18 protein-coding genes are annotated in these 20,988 nt (G+C 72.6%); 8 read left to right on the top strand and 10 right to left on the bottom strand.

Going from position 1 to position 20,988, the window contains the following annotated elements:
• Positions 1-94: 94 nt before the first annotated feature.
• From F603_RS0117040 to F603_RS0117060, 5 genes are all read right to left on the bottom strand, one after another.
• A complete protein-coding gene (locus tag F603_RS0117040) occupies positions 95-1,918 on the bottom strand; it encodes a hypothetical protein (protein WP_158678651.1) in 1,824 nt (607 codons plus the stop codon).
• Between the two features lie 1,173 nt (positions 1,919-3,091).
• Entirely contained in the window at positions 3,092-3,790 is a 699-nt protein-coding gene (locus F603_RS0117045) for a demethylmenaquinone methyltransferase (RefSeq protein ID WP_026328489.1), read from the bottom strand.
• A gap of 143 nt (positions 3,791-3,933) precedes the next feature.
• A complete protein-coding gene (mqnC, locus tag F603_RS0117050) occupies positions 3,934-5,130 on the bottom strand; it encodes a cyclic dehypoxanthinyl futalosine synthase (RefSeq protein WP_019547194.1) in 1,197 nt (398 codons plus the stop codon).
• Positions 5,131-5,183: 53 nt separating this feature from the next.
• Complete coding sequence (locus F603_RS0117055) at positions 5,184-6,866, bottom strand: serine/threonine-protein kinase (protein ID WP_019547195.1); 1,683 nt, start codon at positions 6,864-6,866, stop codon at positions 5,184-5,186.
• Between the two features lie 134 nt (positions 6,867-7,000).
• Positions 7,001-7,876, bottom strand: a complete 876-nt coding sequence (locus F603_RS0117060) for a menaquinone biosynthetic enzyme MqnA/MqnD family protein (RefSeq protein ID WP_019547196.1) — start codon at positions 7,874-7,876, stop codon at positions 7,001-7,003.
• Positions 7,877-8,173: 297 nt separating this feature from the next.
• Between F603_RS0117060 and F603_RS0117065 the strand changes: the two genes are divergently transcribed.
• Positions 8,174-8,377: a cold-shock protein gene (locus F603_RS0117065; protein ID WP_016909527.1), complete on the top strand. Its 204-nt coding sequence runs from the start codon at positions 8,174-8,176 to the stop codon at positions 8,375-8,377.
• A gap of 184 nt (positions 8,378-8,561) precedes the next feature.
• Here F603_RS0117065 and F603_RS0117070 read toward each other — a convergent pair whose 3' ends face one another.
• The 5 genes from F603_RS0117070 to F603_RS0117090 are packed head-to-tail and all read right to left on the bottom strand — an operon-like array spanning position 8,562 to position 14,030.
• On the bottom strand, positions 8,562-9,050 hold the full coding sequence (locus F603_RS0117070) for a ribose-5-phosphate isomerase (RefSeq protein ID WP_019547197.1): 489 nt from the start codon (positions 9,048-9,050) through the stop codon (positions 8,562-8,564).
• Positions 9,051-9,100: 50 nt separating this feature from the next.
• Positions 9,101-10,831 (bottom strand): dihydroxyacetone kinase family protein, encoded by a 1,731-nt coding sequence (locus tag F603_RS0117075; protein WP_019547198.1) that lies wholly within the window; start codon positions 10,829-10,831, stop codon positions 9,101-9,103.
• Between the two features lie 12 nt (positions 10,832-10,843).
• Positions 10,844-12,313 (bottom strand): FGGY-family carbohydrate kinase, encoded by a 1,470-nt coding sequence (locus tag F603_RS0117080; RefSeq protein WP_019547199.1) that lies wholly within the window; start codon positions 12,311-12,313, stop codon positions 10,844-10,846.
• Positions 12,310-13,362, bottom strand: a complete 1,053-nt coding sequence (locus tag F603_RS0117085; RefSeq protein WP_019547200.1) for a 2-hydroxyacid dehydrogenase — start codon at positions 13,360-13,362, stop codon at positions 12,310-12,312. Before F603_RS0117085 ends, F603_RS0117080 begins: the two co-directional genes overlap by 4 nt.
• A complete protein-coding gene (locus F603_RS0117090) occupies positions 13,359-14,030 on the bottom strand; it encodes an HAD family hydrolase (RefSeq protein ID WP_026328490.1) in 672 nt (223 codons plus the stop codon). Before F603_RS0117090 ends, F603_RS0117085 begins: the two co-directional genes overlap by 4 nt.
• A 227-nt stretch (positions 14,031-14,257) precedes the next feature.
• Here F603_RS0117090 and F603_RS0117095 point away from each other — a divergent pair, with 227 nt between their 5' ends.
• The 7 genes from F603_RS0117095 (at position 14,258) to F603_RS0117125 (ending at position 20,948) form a co-directional block, all read left to right on the top strand.
• Complete coding sequence (locus F603_RS0117095) at positions 14,258-15,043, top strand: DeoR/GlpR family DNA-binding transcription regulator (protein ID WP_019547202.1); 786 nt, start codon at positions 14,258-14,260, stop codon at positions 15,041-15,043.
• A 102-nt stretch (positions 15,044-15,145) separates the two neighbouring features.
• Positions 15,146-16,471, top strand: coding sequence for an MFS transporter (locus F603_RS32290; protein ID WP_019547203.1), 1,326 nt, complete (start codon positions 15,146-15,148; stop codon positions 16,469-16,471).
• 283 nt (positions 16,472-16,754) lie between these two features.
• Positions 16,755-17,648: a TetR/AcrR family transcriptional regulator gene (locus F603_RS0117105; protein ID WP_019547204.1), complete on the top strand. Its 894-nt coding sequence runs from the start codon at positions 16,755-16,757 to the stop codon at positions 17,646-17,648.
• 90 nt (positions 17,649-17,738) lie between these two features.
• Complete coding sequence (locus F603_RS0117110; protein WP_019547205.1) at positions 17,739-18,632, top strand: beta-keto acid cleavage family enzyme; 894 nt, start codon at positions 17,739-17,741, stop codon at positions 18,630-18,632.
• A 147-nt stretch (positions 18,633-18,779) separates the two neighbouring features.
• Positions 18,780-19,754, top strand: a complete 975-nt coding sequence (locus F603_RS0117115; RefSeq protein WP_019547206.1) for a 3-hydroxyacyl-CoA dehydrogenase NAD-binding domain-containing protein — start codon at positions 18,780-18,782, stop codon at positions 19,752-19,754.
• Positions 19,751-20,242, top strand: coding sequence for a thioesterase family protein (locus F603_RS0117120; RefSeq protein WP_019547207.1), 492 nt, complete (start codon positions 19,751-19,753; stop codon positions 20,240-20,242). Before F603_RS0117115 ends, F603_RS0117120 begins: the two co-directional genes overlap by 4 nt.
• A gap of 127 nt (positions 20,243-20,369) precedes the next feature.
• Positions 20,370-20,948 (top strand): Uma2 family endonuclease, encoded by a 579-nt coding sequence (locus tag F603_RS0117125; RefSeq protein WP_245600805.1) that lies wholly within the window; start codon positions 20,370-20,372, stop codon positions 20,946-20,948.
• The last annotated feature ends 40 nt before the right edge of the window (positions 20,949-20,988 follow it).

The raw sequence follows: 20,988 nt of genomic DNA on the forward strand, positions 1-20,988 counted from the left end.
GCGTGGTGTGTCCGCGCAGGGGACACGGTCCGAACTGGACGCGGCAAGTCTATGCAGCCGCACCCTGGCCGCGCCGAAGGGGTGCGGCGCCGGTTCAGCCGTCTGCGCCCGGGACCTCCCAAGTGTGGAGGGCGGTGCTGAGGACGACGTCCTCGTGCGGGTCCCACGCCTCGGCGCGGCCCTCGAAGCGGATGCTGTACTCGGTTCCGTCCTCGGCGACGTACGCCTGGTCGACGGTGTGGAGACGCCGCCCCGACTCCTCGTCGGTGTGGCTGAACTCCCAACGGGCGCCCGGACGTCCGCGGAAGGTGTCGGCCCGCAGCTCGTGCCGCTCGTAGCCCTCGCGGTGCTGCGCCTGCTCCTCCAGGGCGCGGAAGTTCTCCAGCGGGGAGGCACCGGTGGCCTCGACGGCGCCGATCCGCAGGCGCTCGGGCCCGGTCGGCGGCGCGTAGTCGACCCGCGTCCCCTCGGCAGTGCGCTCCCAGCCGTCCATGACGCCCACGGTGAACCCGGCCGGGTCGCGCCGGAGCGAGAATCCGTCGGGCAGCTCGGCGGGCCGGGGCGCGGCGGTGCCGGGCGGGGGCGGGGGCTTCCCGTCGTCCTCCGGGTCGACGGGTGACGAGCCCGGGGACTCGGCGTCGCGGGCGGGAGGAGTCTCCTCGGGGTCGGAGGCGCGTGGGGCGCCGGGGCGCACGTCTTGGTTCTGGGAGCCCGAAAGCAGCCCCGCGGTGAGCGCGCCGCCGGCGAGGGAAGCGGCGGCCGTCCAGGCGACCGTCCGCGCGAGCGGCCTGCCGGTCGGCGGCGGGGCGCCTCCGGTGGCGCAAGTGCCCTGGGGAGACGTCGGGTTCGGGCGGGGGCGGCGGGCGAGTCGCAGGAGCCACGGCGCGAGCAGTACGGCAGGCAGCGTCCACAGCAGCGACGCGAGGAGGAGTGCGTCGAGCGCGGCACCGAACTCCGCGCGCGCCTCCTCTCCCGGGTACGGTGCGGTCCCGCCGCCGAGGGACGCCGTCATCCGGGCGCCCGCGACCGCCGTCGCAGCGAGGAGGAGGCAGACGAACAGGCCGCCGCCGAGCAACTGTTCGGCACGTGCCCTGCAACGCCGCGCGAGTGCGAGCCCGACGAGCAGCGCACAGGCGACGCCGAGCGCGCCGAGGGCGAACGGCGCCCAGGAGGCGGCATCGCCGGCCTGTGCGTAGCCGAGGCTCTGCCGCTCCAGCTCCAACCCGGGGAGCCTGGACGAGGCGCGGAGGGAGGCACCCCAGGCGAGCGCCAGCCCGTTCAGCCCGAGGTTGGGCAGGACGAGGAGCAGCGCCACGGCACCTTCGGCGCCCAACTCCCGCTGCGTCGCGAGGAGATACCCGCACACCGAGGCCCCGGCGAGGAGGGAGGCACCCACCAGCCCGGCCCCGGCTCCGCTCGCGACGTCGTGGACCATCCGCGCCCCCGGACGCTCCACGGCGGGCCGACTCGCGAGCGCGACCCACACCGCGACGACCGTCAGCACGAACGACCAGAGCAGCACCGACCACGGAGCCCCGCTCAACTCACCCCCTTCAGCCTTCGGTTGGGCGACCAGCGCCAGCGCCCACGCGGCGACGGCCGCCACCGCACCGACCCGCAGCGCCGTCTCCGCTGCCGTCCCGACCGCGTGCCTCCGGCGCGCGCGACGTGCGGTGAGCACCGTCAGCAGCACCCATACCGCGGTGACCGCCAGCGGCGTCGCCGAGAGCGCGACCTCCCCACCGAGCGGGACTCCCGCGAAGGAGTCGCCGTACCGCACGGAGACGTCTCCCCCGACCCCCTGGAGCAGCAAGGCGAGCCACGCCCGGAGACGTGCAACCCGGCCGACCTCTCCCAACTCCCCCTCGTCAAAGGCCGATACGGCCCCGGCAAGCACCAGCACCCCGACCGGAGCCACGACCCCGGCCGCCAGCGCAGCACCCCAGCCCCGCCGCACCAGCCGCGAAACGAAGAGCGCGGCGACGCCGGGCGCGGGGTGTGGCGGCAGCGGGGGAACGACGGGGCGGGGCGGAACCGGCTCCGACTGCTCGCCCGGCCGGGGCGGGACCGCGGCAGGGGCTGGCGGCTCCGGTGGGGGCGACGGGACGGCGGCGGACGCCGGGGCGACGGGCGGCCCGACGGGACGAGGCGGGACAGCGGCCGACGGTCGCGACTCCGGCGACCCGGCCGGACAGGGCGGAACGACGGCGGGCTCCGGCGACTCCGGCGAGGCGGGCGGCCCGACGGGACGAGGGGGAACGACAGCAGGCGCCCGTGACTCCGGCGCCCCGTCACCAGCCAACGGCGCGCCCGCCCCCTCGCCCACAGGCACCTCCTGGGCGGGGCCGCCCATGCAACCGTCTGATCCCTCGTCACACCGTCCGCGCCGGGCGTCCCCGGGCGAAACCTCGTCAGGCGCCTCCGCAGCGGAAGGCATCACCAAGTCGGCACCTGCCGCCGCCTGTTGACTCCCCGTATTCCCGCCGGCCGACGCCCGCGCCTTCCCTACCCCATCCTCCTCCGCACCCGCACACGGCGCCCCGCCGCGAGCCGCGGGAACCCCCGCCGAGCCCGCCGAGTCCCTGACCTGTCCCCCCTCGACGCCCCCGGACGAAGCCTCCTCACGCGGCATCCCACCCGCACCGGCCGACACCCCCAAGTCGGCCCCGCACTCCCCCGGTCGCCCCCTCAAGTCCACCGCAGCGGACGGCCGATCCCCCGCGCCGCGCTCCTCGTCTTCGGCCGCCGATCCGCCGCCGTCGGAGGCGGGTCGGTCGCGGTCTCCGGCGGGGCGTGGAACGTCGCCGCGCTCACGGCCGCTCAGCGGCGTGCCGCACTCCATGCAGTACCGGGCGGAGGACGGCGAGGCGGTGCCGCACTCCTGGCAGGGTGAGGTGGACGTGGGCAAGGGTCCCCCGTGGCGTTCGAGCAGACGCCCGGGCCGGGCGGCGCGAGTCGGGCAGGTCCGCGTCGCAGGACGCGCGCACGGCGCGGGTACGGCCTCACGCTACGCCGCCGCACTCCGCCGGTCGCGGACACGCGGCGACGCCACCCGAACGAGCCGCACAGCGGCGGCCGTTGCCGAAGCCGCCTACGCGCCGGCCTTGAACCCCCGGTGCAGCGCCACGATCCCGCCCGTGAGGTTGCGCCACGCCACCTTCGTCCAGCCGGCCTCCTGCACCCGGCGCGCCATGGCGGGCTGGTCCGGCCAGGCGCGGATCGACTCGGCGAGGTAGACGTACGCGTCCGGGCTGCTGCTGACGGCCCGCGCGAGCGGCGGGAGCGCGCGCATCAGGTACTCGGTGTACACGGTGCGGAACGGCGTCCACACCGGCTGGCTGAACTCGCAGAGGACGAACCGCCCTCCGGGCTTCGTCACCCGGTGCATCTCGCGGAGCGCCGCGTCGACGTCCTGCACGTTCCGCAGCCCGAACGAGATCGTCACCGCGTCGAAGACGCCGTCGGCGAAGGGCAGCGCCGTGGCGTCGCCCGCGGTGAACGGCATCCAGGGGTGCCGCTTCTTGCCCTCGCCGAGCATGCCGAGCGAGAAGTCGCTCGGCACGGTGAAGGCCCCCGCCGTGGCGAACGGCATCGAGGAGGTGCCGGTGCCGGCCGCGAGGTCGAGCACGCGCTCACCGGCGCGCGCGTCGACCGCCTGCGCGACGGCCCGGCGCCACAACCGCGCCTGACCGAGGGAGAGTACGTCGTTGGTGAGGTCGTACTTGGCCGCCACGTCGTCGAACATCGTGGCGACGTCGGTCGGTTGCTTGTCCAGGGATGCTCGGCTCACCCGACCATTGTCGCGGACGCCCCCGCAGGCCCCGCGGGCAGGCTCACCACCGGACCACGTGCGGCGCCGACCAGCGGCACCGTCGCCCGCCCTCCGCGAGAGGTCCGTACGCGCCTCCGCCCGGGGATACGCCTGGCTGCGCGTCAGCCCGCGTCGACGAGCCGGAGCTCCGGGTGGGCCGTGCCGCCCTCGATCGCGGTGGAGCTGAGGTGCGAGACGGCACGGTCGTCGACCGGGTCGTTGGCGGGGTCGTCGTGGACGACGAGGTGCTCGTAGGTGGTCGAGCGCTGGGCGGGCACCCGGTCGGCCTGGCGGATCAGGTCCATCAGCTCGGTGCGGTCGGAGCGGTGCTTGGCGCCCGCGGCCGAGACGACGTTCTCCTCCAGCATCACCGAGCCGAGGTCGTCGGCGCCGTAGTGGAGCGAGAGCTGGCCCGCCTCCTTGCCCGTGGTGAGCCAGGAGCCCTGAATGTGCGGAACGTTGTCGAGGAAGATCCGCGCGATAGCGATCATGCGGAGGTACTCGAAGAGCGTCGCCTGGGTGCGGCCCTTCAGGTGGTTGTTCTCCGGCTGGTAGGTGTACGGGATGAAGGCGCGGAAGCCGCCGGTGCGGTCCTGCACGTCGCGGATCATCCGGATGTGCTCGATCCGCTCGGCGTTGGTCTCGCCCGTGCCCATCAGCATCGTCGTCGTCGACTCGACGCCGAGGCCGTGCGCCGTCTCCATGATCTCCAGCCACCGCTCGCCCGACTCCTTCAGCGGCGCGATGGCGTTCCGCGCACGGGCCGGGAGGAGCTCGGCGCCGGCCCCCGCGAACGAGTCGAGCCCCGCCGCGTGGATACGGGTGATCGCCTCCTCGACGCCGACGCCCGAGATCTTCGCCATGTGCGCGACCTCGGAGGCCCCCAGCGAGTGGATCACGAGCTGCGGGTAGGCGCGCTTGATCGCGGAGAAGTGCTCCTCGTAGTACTCCACGCCGTAGTCCGGGTGGTGGCCGCCCTGGAACATGATCTGGGTGCCGCCGAGTTCGACGGTCTCGGCGCAGCGGCGGAGGATGTCGTCGAGGTCGCGGGTCCACACCTTGTCGCTCTTGGGCGAGGCGTAGAAGGCGCAGAACTTGCACGCCGTCACGCACGCGTTGGTGTAGTTGATGTTGCGCTCGATGATGTACGTCGCCAGATGCTCGGTTCCCGCGTACCGGCGGCGGCGGACGGCGTCGGCGGCGGAGCCGAGTGCGTGGAGCGGGGCGCGGCGGTAGAGCTCCAGAGCCTCCTCGGGGGTGACGCGCCCGCCTGCGGCCGCGCGGTCGAGTACCGCCGTAAGGTCTGCGTTCTCCGGCACCGGCTTCCCTTTCCAAGGTGGCTCCTGCGGGACCCGTCCAGCGTACGCCAGCGTCAACGGGCCTTCGTGAGCGTCCCCTCGGGGGTACCGGCCGCCTCGTCCATCGAGGAGTAGTGGAGCTCCCCGCCGCGGAGTGCGAAGTGCTCGGGATCACTGCTCGCGCTGCACAGCGGCTTGTCCTCGTTGTCGGCCTGGTCGCGGGTGATGAGCTTCGTCTTCTCGGACGTCACCAGCTTCCACTCGCCGTCGCAGACGAGGCCGCGCAGCTCGACCCGTCCCGTGCCGACGGTCTCGCCGTACTCGCCCTGCTTGAACGTGACCGTCAGCTCGCCGCCCGGCGCTCCGCTGCGGGTGGTGACCTTGCCCTTCCAGGTGCCGAGGAAGCTTTCGGGCACCTGGTCGCCGACGCTGTCGCCCGGCGGCTTGCCTCCACCGCCGCTGCCCCAGCCCGGCAGCACGGAGAAAAGGGAGGCACCGCCCGGCAGCACGATCGCGCCGAAGACGGCGAGGAGGACGAGGCACCCGATCCGCCCGCGCTTGCGCTTCTTCGGGCGCTGGTTCTTCTCCGCCCGCTTCCGCTCGGCCTTCGTCTCCGGCCAGCGCGGAGGCACGGGCGCGTAGGGCGCAGGGGTGGGCGGCGCCCCCGCAGCCATCGGCTGCGGACCGGACTCGGGCCGCATGACGTACGCCGGGTCGGGCGGCCCGAAGCCGGGCGCCACGGCACCCGGCGCGGAACCGGCCGCCGCGCCGACGGCCGGGCCCTCGGCTGAGTGCGTGAAGGCGACGGGGCCCGAGGCGGTGGAAGGGCCGCCCCTGTCGGGGAGTTCGAGGTTGAGCAGCGCCACGGCGTGCCGGCTCGCCTGCTCGACGAGGGGCGCGGGCAGCCACCCGCCGGGCACGGGCCCGACGCCCCCGCCGGTCTCACCCGCGAGGCGGTCGGCGAGCTCGCCCGGCTCCGGCCTGCGGTCGGCCTCCTTGTCGAGGCACGCGGTGACGATCTCGTGCAACTCGCCTTCGAGCCCGTCGAGTTCGGGCTCCTCGTGCACGACGCGGTAGAGCAGCGTCGCGGAGCTGTCGCCGGGGAAGGGCGGTTCGCCCCGCGCCGCGTAGGCGAGGACGGCGCCGAGCGAGAAGACGTCGGAGGCGCCGAGGACGGTGCGCCCCAGCACCTGCTCGGGCGACATGTAACCGGGGCTGCCGATGGAGGCGCCCGTCGCGGTGAGCGAGGCGGTGCCGTCGGTCGCCCGGGCGATGCCGAAGTCGATGAGCCGCGGGCCGTCGAGGGTGAGCAGCACGTTCGACGGCTTGACGTCGCGGTGCACGAGGTTGAGCCCGTGGACCTGGTGGAGCGCGCGGGCGAGCCGCGCGCCCATGGTGCGCACCGTGTCCTCGGGGAGCGGCCCTTCCTTGTCGACGGCGTTGTGCAGCGGCGGCCCCGCGACGTACCCCGTCGCGACCCACGGCACCATGGCGTCCGGGTCGGCGTCGAGGACGGGTGCCGTCCACTCGTCCTCGCCCGCGGCCTCGGCGACCCGTCTCGCCGAGGCGACCTCGCGCCTGAAGCGGCTGCGGAACTGCTCGTCGACGGCGAAGTGCGGGTGCACCACCTTCACGGCGACGGTACGGCCGCTCTGCGACCTCGCCAGGTAGACCCGTCCCATCCCGCCGGCACCGAGCCTGCGCAGGAGGCGGTACGGACCGATCTCGGACGGATCGTCGGCTCCCAGCGGCTGCATCTGCCTGCACTCCCCCTCGCGTCTGCGTACACCCTAGGTCCTCGCCCGCGCGGTACACGAAAGGGCTCCGCACATGCGTACGCACCGGCGCCTGCCGACGTCTCAACCCGTCGGCAGGCGCGCGCGGTTGCCGGTCAGTCGCGGGGTTGCAGCAGCTCCACGCGCACGTCGGAGGGGAATCCGGTGTCGGGGCCGACGCGGCGGGCGAACTCCGTGACGCCCTCCAACTGCCGCTCGCCGAGGTGGAAATAGAGCGTGGTGAAGTACCGCTCCAGCACGGCCGGGTCGAAGATCTCCCAGCGCGCCGCGTGCTCGGCGACCTTGCCGACCTCCCGCATCGAGAGGTCGCGCGAGTCGAGGAAGGCGCGGTGCACGGCGTGCACCGACTCGGGCTCCTGCGCGAGGTACTCCTTGCGCGCGGCCCAGATGGCGAAGACGAACGGCAGCCCCGTCCACTCCTTCCACAGCTCGCCGAGGTCGTGGACGTACAGCCCCTCCTCGGGGAGGTGGCCCAGGTAGGCGCGCAGCCCCAAGTCCCCGATGACGACGGCGGCCTGCGCCTCCGAGAGCATCGCCGCGAGGTCGGGCGCGCATGTGTAGTACTCGGGCTCGACGCCGTACCTCTCGGAGAGGAGCAGTTGGGCGAGGCGTACCGAGGTGCGCGACGTGGAGCCGAGAGCCACCTTCGCGCCGTCGAGCTCCTCCAGCGGCACCCGCGAGACGATCTCGCACGACATGACCTGCCCGTCGCAGCCGACCGCGATGTCGGGCAGCGCGACGAGCTCGTCGGCGTGGCGAAGGTACTCGACGAGGGTGACGGGGCCGATGTCGAGTTCGCCGCGGACCAGTTGCTCGCTCAGCTTCTCCGGGGTGTCCCTTGTGAGGTCCAGGTCGAGTATCGAGTGGGTGTGGACGAGTCCCCAATACAGGGGAAGGCAGTTGAGGAACTGGATGTGTCCGACGCGGGGCCGACGGGTCGGCTGGCCGGGCTGGCTCGGCTGGGCTGTCACTCTCCGGAGAGTACGCCCAGTTCTGTACGGTCTCGTGCAGGGGTGGCCGAGCGGATGACACCCCTCCGGTCCCGCGGCCGTGACCTGCGCTTCCGAAGGGGGCGCACCGAGCCGCCGACGGTGATCGTCGAGGCTTCCGGAGCCGGGCCCACCGTGCTACGCTCGGCGCCAAGTTGCAGTTTGGTTTCCTTGCAGTACAGAGCCTGCGGAGCATGTGACCGCGGGCTCTCGTCGTTTTCAGAGACTTGCTTGCGGGTTCTGGGAGCAGGGCAACCCTTATAGGCCCAAGGAGGGCTTATGGCTACCGGAACCGTCAAGTGGTTCAACGCCGAAAAGGGCTTCGGTTTCATCGCCCAGGACGGCGGCGGTCCCGATGTCTTCGTCCACTACTCCGCGATCAACGCGACTGGTTTCCGCTCCCTCGAGGAGAACCAGATCGTGACCTTCGACGTCACCCAGGGCCCCAAGGGTCCGCAGGCGGAGAACGTCATCGCGCAGTAGCAGCAGGAGCCGGGAGCTCTCGGCGCTGTTCGCCTCACACGCACATCCCGTGCCCGTAGCCCGGGCACCACAGACTCGCAGTACCCAAGGAGCCCCCGCCGGCGGCGGGGGCTCCTGCCTGTGCGCCCGCAGGCAGGAAGGGGGCGCGCCCTTCGCGGGCACGCCCCCTGCTGCGTCGGAGTGTTCAGCAGTTCTCGTAGCCGGAGATCGCGGCGACCTTCTCCGCCGACGCCGAGCTCTCGTCGAAGCGCAGCCCCAGCCACTCGGCGGCGAGCGCCCGCGCAAGCTCCAGCCCTATGACGCGCTCGCCGAAGCAGAGCACCTGCGCGTTGTTGCTGAGGACCGAGCGCTGCACCGAGTAGACGTCGTGCGCGGTGACGGCGCGGACGCCTGGCACCTTGTTGGCGCTGATCGCGACGCCGAGCCCGGTGCCGCAGACGAGCAGCGCCCGGTCGGCCCGGCCGTCGGCGACCCGCCGCGCCGCCTCGACCGCGACGTGCGGGTAGGCGGTGTGCTCGTCGGCGCCGACACCGACGTCGACGACCTCGGCGACCCGCGGGTCCGCCTGGAGGTCCTGCTTGAGGGCCTCCTTGTAGGTGAGCCCCGCGTCGTCCGAACCGACGACGATGCGGAAAGGCTTCTCCACCGCGGAGTTGGCGGTTTCGGTGCTCATCTCTTCCTCCGGGGAGCGTGGTGGTGCGGGTGTTGCGGTCGGTGCGGCCGTCAGGCGAGGCACTGCGCGACGGCGCCGAGGACCATGCCGAGCGAGGTGGCGCCCGGGTCGGGCGTGCCGACGCTGCGCTCGGCGAGCGGACGGGCCCTGCCGAGGCGGGGCTTGAGCTCCGCCGTCGCTTCCGCTGCCTTCCGCGCGGTCTCGACGGCCTCCCCGTACGCCTCGCCCGCCGGCCGACCTGCCTCGACGGCGCTGGTGAACGCCGTCACGAACGGGTGGAGTGCGTCGATCATGGTCTTGTCGCCCGGCTCCGCCTTGCCGAGCCGGGCCACGGCCGCGTGCGCGGCCTCCGCGCCCTTGGCCAACTCGGTTGCCTCGGGCGCCCGTTCGGCGGGCAGCGCGGCGCCGAAGGCACGGAGCCCGACGCCCCAGAGCGCGCCCGAGGTGCCGCCGGCCTCCGCCGCCCAGGCGTCGCCCGCGGCGGCGAAGAGCGGCGCGGCGGCGGCGCCCTGCGCCTGCGCCTGCTCGGCGGCGGCGAGGGCCGCGTCGACGCCCTTGCACATGCCGCGCCCGTGGTCGCCGTCACCGGCGACCGCGTCGAGGCGGCCGAGCGCCTCCTCCTCGCGGTGGAGCAGCTCGTGCGCCGCACGCAGCGCTGCGACGGCGCGCTCCGCCGTCCGCACGCCGTCGCCCTCCGCCTGCGCGACCGGCGCCGATTCGACCGCCCCGCCCGCGTACGCACCGGTGGCGGGCGCCGCGACGGCGCTGCGCTCACCGGAGCCGGTGAGCGCGCCGCGGCGGAACGAGGGGGTGTCGGTCGGCGCGAGCCAGTACCGCTCCAACTCCTCGTCGAGCCAGGTGACGGTGAGCGAGCAGCCGGCCATGTCGAGGCTGGTGACGAGCTCGCCCACCTCGGGGCGGACGAGTTCGAGTCCGGCCTCGTCGAGGAGGCGCGAGAGCGTGCCCCAAAGGACGTACAGCTCCTCGTACTTGGTGGAGCCGAGGCCGTTGAGGAGCACGGCGACGCGGTTGCCCGCGTCGGCCGGGCGCTCGTCGAGGACGCCCTCGGCGAGGGTGCGGGCGAGGTCCTCGGCCGTCGAGAGGTCGGACTCGCTGACGCCCGGCTCGCCGTGGATGCCGAGGCCGAGGCCGAGCTTGCCCGCGGGGACGGTGAAGAGCGGCTCGCTCTGGCCCGGCAGGGTGCAGCCGTCGAAGGCGACACCGAGGGTGCGGGTGCGCGCGTTGGTGCGCTCGGCGACGGCGACCACCTCGTCGAGCGGGGCGCCCTCCTCGGCCGCTGCCGACGCCGTCTTGTAGACGACGAACCCGCCGGCGATCCCGCGCCGCCTGCTCGGGTCGTCCTTGGGCGCCGAGGCGATGTCGTCGGTGACGGCGAAGGTGGACGCCGGTATCCCCTCGGACGCGAGGCGCTCGGCGGCCTGCCCGAAGTTCATGACGTCCCCTGCGTAGTTGCCGAAGAGGAAGAGGACGCCCGCACCGCTCTCCGCTTCACGGCCGACGGAGTGCGCCTGCGCCGCGGACGGGGAGGTGAAGACGTTGCCGATCACCGAGCCGTCGGCGAAGCCGGGACCCACCACGCCGCAGAACGCCGGGTAGTGTCCCGAGCCGCCGCCGGTGAGGACGGCGACCTTCGGCTTCGCCGGGCGCTCGGCGCGGACGACGCCGCCGTGCACGGCGCGTACGTGCGCGGAGTGGGCCGCTGCGAAGCCGGCGACCATGTCGTCGGTGAAGCGGGCCGGGTCGTTGAACAGCCTGGTCATGTCGGGCTCCAGTTACCAGCTCTGGCGGGCGGTCTTGAGGGTGCTCAGGTAGGCGGCGTATCCCCGCTCGTACTCCTCCGCGGCCTGCGGATCGGCCCGCACGGTACGGCGGTCGGCGTGCCACTCGGCCGGGTCGACCGGGCGGCCGAGCGCCTCCCAGGCCACCTGCGCGGCGCCGCGTATCCCGACGGCGTCGTCGCGTACGTGCACGTCGCGGCCGAGGACGCCGGCGAAGATGCGGTCCCACTCGCCGGAGCGGGTCCCGCCTCCGCAGGCGGTGACGGAGCCGTCGAAGCCGAGCGTCTCCAGGCAGTGCCGCGCCGAGTAGGCGACGGACTCGCAGAGGGCACGGACGAGGTCGGCACGGGTGGTGAGCGGGGAGAGCCCGTCGAACCTGCCGCGTGCGTTGGCGTCGACGAAGGGTGCGCGCTCGCCGCTGGTCGAGATGAAGGGCAGCGCGGTGACGCCGCCCGCGCCGACGGGCGACTGCGCGAGGAGCGCGTCGATCTCCTCGACGCGGAGGCCGAGCATCTTCAGCAGCCAGTCGAGCCCGGCGGTGCCGATCATCGCCGGCATCACCTTGAGGTACCGGCCCTCGTACGGGGTGGCGAGCAGCATGCCCGCCGGCTCGTCCTCGCCCGCCGGGGTCGGGTCGTCGCTGAGCACCTGGCTGGCGAGCGTGGTGCCGATGATGAGGTTGCCCTCGCCCGGCTCGCTGAGCCCGGAGCCGAATCCGCACGCCGGGATGTCGAACGGGCCCGCGCTGACGGGGAGTCCGGACGGCAGCCCCAGCTCGGCCGCGACCTCGGGGAGCAGGGGGAAGAGCGTGCCGGGGGGCGCCGGCTCGGCGAGGAGCCGGCGGTGCGCGGTGAGCCCCGTCAGCTCCAGCGCACGCTCGTCGTAGGTGCGCGCGGCGACGTCGAGGAAGGGCTGCGACGCCTCGGAGGCGTCGACCGTGATCCGTCCGGTGAACCGGTGGACGATCGAGTCGACGCAGTACCCGGCGACCGCCGCGCGCTCCAGGCGCTCCGGCTCGTGCTTCGCGAGGTGGGCGAGGAGGGGCGCGGCGGAGCCGGGGAAGAGCCCGGCTCCGGTGCGCCTGTGGACCTCGGCCGCGACGCCGTCGGCCGTCCACCGCTCCAGGATCTCGGCGGCGCGGCCGTCCATCCAGGAGAGCACCCGGCCGACGGGCCTGCTCTCGGCGTCCCTGAGCCAGAGGCCGTCGCCCTGTCCGGTGAGGGCGAGGGCCTCTATCGGCTCTTCCGGGTTGCCGACGCGCTGCCGCATCTCATCGGCGTCGGCGACGGCGGCCTTGACGACCGTGACGACCGTACCGACCACCTCGTCGAGATCCTGCTCGACGCGGTTGCCCGGCAGGGTGTAGACGGTGCTGCGCGCCTCGTGCGCGGGCGAGGTGCGCCCGTCGCGCGAGATGAGCTGTGCCTTGGTCACCGAGGTACCGACGTCGACGCCGATGATCATGAGGAGGAACCTCCGGGGAGCACTTCGGGGTTGGCGACGAAGCGCAGCGGTTCACCGCGCAGGAAACGGGCGGCCTCGCCGGCCGTCACGGCGGCGGCGCGGTGCGCGGTCTGGCGGGTGGCGCCGGCCAGGTGCGGGGTGGTGATGACGTTCGGGGCCTGGTGCAACGGCCAGTCGGCCGGCGGGGGTTCGATGTCGTAGACGTCGAGCGCCAGGGCGCCGAGGCGGCCCGACTTCAGCAGCTCGGGCAGCGGCGCGTAGTCGAGGAGGTCGCCGCGCGCGGAGTTGACGAGGACGGCGCCCTCGGGGAGGAGCGCGAGGTTCTCGCCGTTGAGCAGGTGCCTGGTCTCGGGGGTGGCCCGGGCGTGGAGGCTCACGACGGAGCTGCGGCGCAGCAGGTCGTCGAGGGCGGTGAGCTCGACGCCGTCGGCCGCGGCCTTGTCCTTGTCCGCGTAGGGGTCGTGGACGAGGACCCGTGCGCCGAAGGCGCGCAGCACCCGCGCGACGATCGAGCCGATCGCGCCGTAGCCGACGAGGCCGACGGTGGAGCCGTCGAGCTCGATGCCGGCGTTCTCGTACCTGTAGTAGTCGCCGCGCCAGGTGCCCTTCTTCAACTCGCCGTCGGAGACGGGGATGCGGCGCATCGCGGCGAGCATCAGGCCGATGGCGAACTCGGCGGCGGCAGCGGCGTTCCGGCCCGGCGTGAAGGTGACGGGGATGCCCGCCTCGGTCGCGGCGGCGACGTCGACGTTGACCGGGCCGCCGCGCGCGACAGAGATCAGCTTCAGGTGCGGGGACTTCTTGATGACGTCGGCGGTGAACGGCGCCATCTGGATCAGCGCGATCTCGGAGTCGCCGAGCGCTTCGAGGAGTTGCTCCTCCGTGCCGCTCGCCTCCTTCACGCCGCCGACCGGGCCGAACGGCTCGACGGGCCAACCGGTGAGCTGGGTACGGAACTCCAGTTCCGCGCCGGGCGCCGCCTCGCGGAGCGCGTCGACGAAGAGCTGGGGGGTGATGAAGTGGTCACCCGAGGCCAGGACGCGGGTCATGACCTGTCACCTTCCTTGAGCTGGGACAGCAGGTGGCGGCGGACGGAGTCGTGGTCCGAGGCCGCGAAGGAGGCGCCGGCGAGCGCGTCCTCGGCCGGCGGGTACTGCGGGTTGGGGATGGCGACGACGTGCATCCCGGCAGCGGCGGCGGCACGCAGGCCGTTGCTGGAGTCCTCGACGGCGCAGCAGTCGGCCGCGGGGACGCCGAGCTTCTCGGCAGCGGCGAGGTAGACGTCCGGGCTCGGCTTGCCGCGGGGGACCTCGGCGCTGGAGACCGTCGCCTTGAAGTGGTGGTCGATGCCGTGGTGGACGAGGACGGCGTCGATCAGCCTGCGGGGCGCGGAGGAGGCGAGCGCGATCGGGCCGAGCCCTGCCGCGTCGGTCACCATCTCCCGCGCGCCGTCGAGGAGTTCGATGCGCCCCTCCTCCAGGGCCGCGACCATGCCGTCCACGACGGCGCGCTCGGTGTCCTCCGGGGAGTCGCCCGCGCCGGCGAACTCGGTGAGGAAGGTCGCCCACTCCGGGGCGCTCATCCCCTGGCAGCTCTTGGTCTGCTCCGCGCCCCACCGGGCACCGCGCTCGGCGGCGAAGGCCGCCCAGCCCTCCTCCCAGAGGTGCTCGCTCTCGACGAGCACTCCGTCCATGTCAAACACCACTGCTTCGGCCACGGCCGGTACTCCTTAACGTCGCGGTATCAGTAAATTAACACTGGTTCTGTTATCTGTCACCGCTTGACTGGTACAGCTTGTGTGTGCTTTGTGAACCGTGATGCGGTGCGCCACCGGGCACACCGCACAGGCCGACCGCCAATTCGTCACCGTCACACGGCAGTACGCCGCGACGCGGACGTCAACACCGCGGACGGCAGCCGATCGACACCAGGCAGGATGGTCACATGACGCCCCAGCCCGCACGCGCCACGCGCCAGAAGCGACAGCAGACCATCGTCGACTACGTGTTGGAGCACGGGGACGCCACGGTGGCGGAGCTCACCGAGCTCACAGGCGTCAGCGTGATGACCGTCCACCGGGACATCACGGAGCTCTCGGACCGCGGGATACTGCGCAAGTACCACGGCGGCGTCTCGGCCCAGCCGTCCACCGTCTTCGAGTCCAGCTCGGACTTCCGCCTGCACACCCACACCGCGGACAAGCGGGCGCTCGCCGAAGCGGCGCTCGACTTCCTCTCCCCCGGCATGTCCCTCATGCTCGACGACTCCACCACGGCGCTGGCGCTCGCCGCCAGACTCCCCGAGGTGGGCCCGCTGACCGTCGTCACCAACTACCGCCTGATCACGGAGGAGTTGCGCGGCTGCGAGGACATCCGGTTGATCAGCGTCGGCGGCGAGTACTCGCGCACGCACGACTCCTGGCTCGGGCTCTCGGCCCAGGAGATGATCGAGAGCTTCTCCGTCGACGTCACGCTCGTCTCCACGTCGGCGATGACCGCCACCATGACCTACCACCAGGAGCAGGAGATAGTGGCGATCAAGCGCGCGATGCGGGAGGCGGCGTCGACGGGCGTGCTGCTGATGGACGGCAGCAAGGTCGGGCGCAACGCGCTCCACCGCCTCGACCGGGTCGACAGCTTCGACCACGTGGTCCTCACCGGGCCCGTCGACAAGGACCTCCTCGCCGAGATGCGACAGCTCACCGATGTGCGCGTCACCGAGGTCGCTTAACAAAAGTTTCTGTGATTCTTAACAGACCTCTTGATATTTGTGTCGGCCGGGTTGAGTATCTCCACTTGCAACAAGTGTTCACCTCAGAGTGGAGGAACCGCCATGGCGGACACAGCCGCGGCGCCAGCCGGAGTGCTGGATCGGATAGGGATTCCCAAGCCCCTGCTGCTCGGCTACATCGGCGTTCTGCTGTTCATGATCGGCGATGGTGTCGAGAGCGCGTTCATCGCTCCATACATGGCGGACCACGGCGCGGGCACCGACGTGAAGGCCGGCTACGTCATCACCGTCTACGGCATCGCCGTGATGCTCGCCTCCTGGTTCTCCGGGGCGCTCTCGGAGTCGTGGGGACCGCGGCGGGTGATGTGGATCGGCCTCGTCGTCTGGGTCGTCTTCGACGTGCTGTACCTGGTCTTCGCGCTCGGTACGCAGAACTACGCGCTGATGCTGGTCTTCTACGGCCTGCGCGGGTTCGGGTATCCGCTCTTCGCCTTCGGCTTCCTGGTGTGGATCACCGGCACCGCCGCCAAGGCGCGGCTCGGCACCGCCGTCGGCTGGTTCTACTTCGCGTTCACCGGCGGCCTGCCGACCCTCGGCGCCCTCTGGGCGAGCTGGATGATCCCGCCGATCGGTGAGTTCGGCACGCTGTGGACCGCGCTCGGGCTGATCGTCGTCGGTGGTCTCGTCGCGCTCGTCGGCGCCAAGGCGCGCGCCGGCGGTGACCGGGTCAGCGCCGCGGACGTCAGCACCAAGGACTCGCTGAAGAACAGCATCTCGATCGTGAAGACGCACCCGCGCATCGTCGTCGGCTGCCTCGTGCGCGTCATCAACACGGCGCCGCAGTTCGGCATGTTCGTCTTCCTGCCGACCGTCTTCACCAAGGACATCGGCTTCGAGCAGGGCGAGTGGCTCCAGCTCACGTCGATCATCTACGGCACCAACATCTTCTTCAACCTGATCTTCGGCGCCCTCTCCGACAAGATCGGCTGGCGCACCACGATCGCCGGCTTCGGCGCCTTCGGCTGTGCCATCAGCGTCGGGCTGCTCTACTTCATCCCCGTCGCGCTCGGCCCCGACTACTACTGGGCGGCGATCATCGTCGGCATGCTCTACGGCGCGACCCTCGCCGGCTTCGTGCCGATCTCGGCGCTGCTGCCGAGCATGGCGCCGGAGAACAAGGGCGGCTCGATGGCGCTCCTCAACCTCGGTGCGGGCGGCGCGACCTTCGTCGGCCCCGGCATCGCGAGCCTCTTCCTTCCCTGGTTCGGCTCGGCGGGCGTCACGATCGCCTTCGTGGTGCTGTACCTGATCGCGCTCGCGCTCACCTTCTTCCTGAAGCTTCCCGAGGAGCAGGGGAAGAGCGGGGGGCCGCTGCTCGACGAGCGTCCGGAGCCCCCGGCCGAAAAGGCGGCGGCGCCGGCGTCCTAGACCGGTACCGCCGGGCCGCGCGGCGCCGCCTATCCCCCGGGCGGTGCGCACGGGCCCTCCCCCGACGGGCGGGTGGCCGACCTGAGGTCGGCCACCCGCCCGTTCCGTGTGCGCGGGGCGCTCGTTGCGCTGCCGTGCGTTGAGGCTGACTGATGCGTCAGTCAGAGACATGCGCAACAGCGGGGCGCCACACGGAATTTCATGGGTTCATTGTGGGGCGATACGGACAACTGCCGCGCATCGGTATTGCGGTTATCTCATCACGCCCGTACGGTGTCGAACCATGCAGCACCAGCCGGGCAGCCGAGTCGCCGACATCGGAGGCGAGGTGGCCGAGCGCGTGCGGCAGGTGATCACGCAGGCGGACTGCAGCCAGCGGGAGTTCGCCAGACGGATCGTGATGGACCCGTCGAAGCTCTCCCGCTCCCTCGGCGGCAGCCGCAGGTTCACCGCCGCCGAGCTCGCCAGGATCGCCGACGCGGCAGGCGTCGACGCCGCCTGGCTACTGGGCTCCGGCTCCGGGACATCCCCCGAGCACGTCCCGGAGCCGGTCCTCCCCGCGCCGCGCTCCCCGGAGCCGCGGCCCGCGCCCGAGGGCGGGAGGCCGTTGCAGATCGTTCGCGAGACGGTCCGCCTCATCGCGGAGCACGGCTTCCACGCCGTCCGTGTCGCGGACATCGCCGCCGCCTGCCGCACCAGCACGGCCACCATCCACTACCACTTCCCCGGCCGCGCGGAGCTCCTGGAGGCCGCCGTCCGCTGGTGCATGGACGAGGACACCGCCTCCCGCGCGGCACACCTCGCCGAGGCCGACGACGCGGCGGACGAACTCCACCAGCTCATCGCGCTCCAGACCCCGCGCACCGCGCAGCAGCGCAGGCAGTGGCTCGTGTGGATGGACCTGTGGGCCCAGGCCGCCAGGTCGACGGCGATCGGGCGGCTCCACGTCGAGTACTACAGGCAGTGGCGCACGACCGTCGCCGACGTACTGCGCCGCGGCGTCGAGCAGGGCGTACTCCGCGACGTCGACCCGGAGTTCAGCGCGCTGCGGCTCACCGCCCTCATCGACGGCCTGGCCAACCAGGTGCTCGCCGGAGACGGCGAGGAGCACAGCACCACCCCCGAGGAGATGCACGCTGCGCTGCTCTCCCACGTCCGGACCGAACTCCACGCCTGACGCCGCCACTTCAACCGGACCGCACCACGTCCCGCGCTCCGGCACGACCAGAAACCGCACCAACTCCCCCGCGTCGACGGAAGGTTCACCATGCCTCTGACCGAATCCACCATCATCACCGCCGCCCTCACGGGGGCCGGCGACACCGTCGGGCGCAGCCCGCACGTGCCCGTCACACCGGAGCAGATCGCCAGCTCGGCCGTGGACGCCGCCAACGCCGGGGCCGCCGTGGTCCACATCCACGTCCGCGACCCCGAGACCGGCGCCCCCTCGCGGGACACGCGGCTGTACCAGGAGGTCGTCGAGCGGGTGAAGGCGACCGACGTGGACGTGGTCATCAACCTCACCGCCGGTATGGGCGGCGACCTGGTGATCGACCCGGAGCGGCCGCTGGAGCAACTGGAGGGGACCGACCTCGTCGGCGGCCTGGAGCGGCTGCCGCACGTCGAGGAGCTGCTCCCCGACATCTGCACGCTCGACTGCGGCTCGCTCAACTTCGGCGACGGCTCCAACCTCTACGTCTCCACCCCCGACATGCTGCGCACCGGCGCCAAGCGCATCCAGGAGCTCGGCGTACGGCCCGAGTTGGAGATCTTCGACACCGGGCAGCTCTGGTTCGCCAAGCAGCTCCTCGCCGAGGGCCTCCTCGACGACCCGACCGTCTTCCAGCTCTGCATGGGCATCCCGTGGGGCGCCCCGGCCGACCCGGGCGTGCTCAACTCGATGGTCAACATGCTGCCCGAGGGCGCCCAGTGGGCGAGCTTCGCGCTCGGCCGCATGCAGATGCCCTGGGTGGCGCAGTCGATCCTGCTCGGCGGCAACGCCCGCGTCGGCCTGGAGGACAACCTCTACCTCAGCCGCGGCGTGAAGGCCACCAACGGCCAACTCGTCGAGCGTGCCGTGCAGATCACCGAGTCGCTGGGCGCGACGGTCGCGACACCCGACGAGGCGCGGCAGCGCATGGGTCTCAAGCCGCGTAGCTGAGCCCGCACTCGGGGCGGCTTTCGCCCCGACACCCCTTGACGGAGGGGGAGTTGCCGGCGCCCTGCCGCCGCGCCCGGCTCCCCCTCCCCGCACGTTTGTCGTCACCGGGGCCGCGATCCGCGTCCCCTTCTCGAGCAAGGACCCCTCATGCCCTTCACCCCCTCCTGCCCGCCCGAGGACGTCACCCGCGTCTCCTGCGTGGGCGCAGGCGTCATCGGCGGCGGCTGGGTCGCGCACTTCCTCGCGCGCGGCTACTCCGTCACCGCCTGGGACCCGGCGCCCGACGCGGAGGAGAAGCTCCGCCGACTCGTCGACGCCGCCTGGCCCGCGCTGGAGCAGCTCGGCCTCGCGGAGGGCGCCTCGGCCGAGCGGCTCACCGTGGTGCCGACGCTCGAAGAGGCCGTCGCCGAGGCGGAGTTCGTCCAGGAGAGCGCTCCCGAGAAGCTGGAACTCAAGCGCGACCTTCTCGCCCGGCTCGACGCCGCCGCCCCGGCCGGCGCGGTGATCGCCTCCTCCACCTCCGGCTACCCGATGACGGACATGCAGACCGAGGCGGCCGACCCGTCGCGCCTCCTCGTCGGACATCCGTTCAACCCGCCGTACCTCATCCCGCTCGTCGAGGTCGTCGGCGGGGAGCAGACCGCTGACGACGCGGTGGCGTGGGCGAGCAAGTTCTACGAGGTCGCCGGCAAGTCGGTGATCACCATGGACAGGGAGCTGCCCGGCTTCATCGCCAACAGGCTGCAGGAGGCACTGTGGCGCGAGGCGCTCCACATGGTCGCCAATGGCGAGGCGACGGTGCAGGAGATCGACGACTCCATCACCGAAGGCCCCGGCCTGCGTTGGGCGTTCATGGGTCCCTGCCTCACCTTCGCGCTCGCCGGCGGCGAGGGCGGAATGGCCCACATGCTCGACCACTTCGGCCCCTCGCTGAAGTCGCCCTGGACCCGCCTCGAGGCGCCCGAGCTCGACACCGCGCTCCGGGACGCGATGGTGGAGGGCTGCGACGAGGCCGCCGCCGGACGGACCATCGCGGACCTCGTCGCCGAGCGCGACAAGGGCGTCATCGACGTCCTCCGCGCCACGGGACGCCTCCCCGGCCAGCGCGGAGGTGCCGCGTGACCGCGCCGCTGCCCTGCTTCGAGGAACGGGTGCGGCCCGAGTGGATCGACTACAACGGGCATCTGAGCGAGGCGTACTACGTCCTCGTCTTCGGGCACGCGACCGACGCACTGATGGTGGAGACGGGCCTCGGCCCCACCTACCGCGAGCGCAGCGGCTGCTCGCTCTACACCGTCGAGTCGCACATCCGCTACCTCAACGAGGTGGACGACGGCGCCCGACTCACCGTCCGCACAAGGGTGTTGGGCGCCGACGCCAAGAAGGTCCGCTTCACCCACGAGATGTTCACGGGGCTGGAGCAGGCCGCGCCGCCCCCGGACGACGCCGCCCCCGTGGCGACGACGGAGCTGCTCGCGCTCCACGTCGACCAGTCGACGGGACGCACCTCGCCCTTCCCGGACGAGGTGCGCGAGCGCCTCGCCTCCCTCGCGGAGGAGCCGCCGGCGTGGGCGGGGCGCGCGATCGGGCGGGTGCCGAAGGCGGAGTGAGGCGGGGGCGGTCGGGGACGCGCGCGCTCCCCGACCGTCAACGCCCCGCAGTCCGAATGCACTCGCAAGGGTGCCTTGCAGTCGGGTGTCCGCACCTGCCGCGTCGCTCTCCCCCACCCTGGGACGCATGGGTACCGAAGGACGTGCGGACGCATGGCAACCACCCCAGGGCGGATGGACACTCGACCAGGTACGGCAGCTCGAGCCGTCCTTCGACTGGGAGCTGGCCGGCGGCGCCATCCTGCCCCGGCGGATGACCGACCAGTGGCACGACCAGGTGCGCGACGGCCTCCACGTCGCCCTCGCCACCGCCGCCCTGCCGCCGTACTCGGCAGGCGTCGCACGCTGCGTCCACCTCGACGACCGGAACGTCATCAAGCCCGACGTGATCGTCTTCACGACCGCCGGACTCGACCTGGACTCCCTGGAGTTCGTACCGGCCTCCCACGTCGCCCTCGTCGTCGAGGTGGTCTCCCCCGGCTCCCGCGTCGCCGACCGCTTCACCAAGCCCCGCCTCCTCGCCGGCACCGACTGCGCATACTGGCGCGTCGAACGGGAGGCGTACGGAGCGCCTGCCGTGCACGAGTTCGCGGCTTCGGACACCCCCGGTCCTGCGCCTTCCCCGGACGCCGTGCACCGGGAGAAGCTGGATGTGGAGGCGCCCTTTCCGGTCGAGGTGGATCTGCGGGGGTTGGTGTCGATGTGAGGGCTAGCACGGGTCGCGTCGTGGCCGTCGCGTGATGAGC

It is taken from the genome of Streptomyces sulphureus DSM 40104 (assembly GCF_000381025.1).
In the GTDB taxonomy this organism is placed as follows: Bacteria; Actinomycetota; Actinomycetes; order Streptomycetales; family Streptomycetaceae; genus Streptomyces; species Streptomyces sulphureus.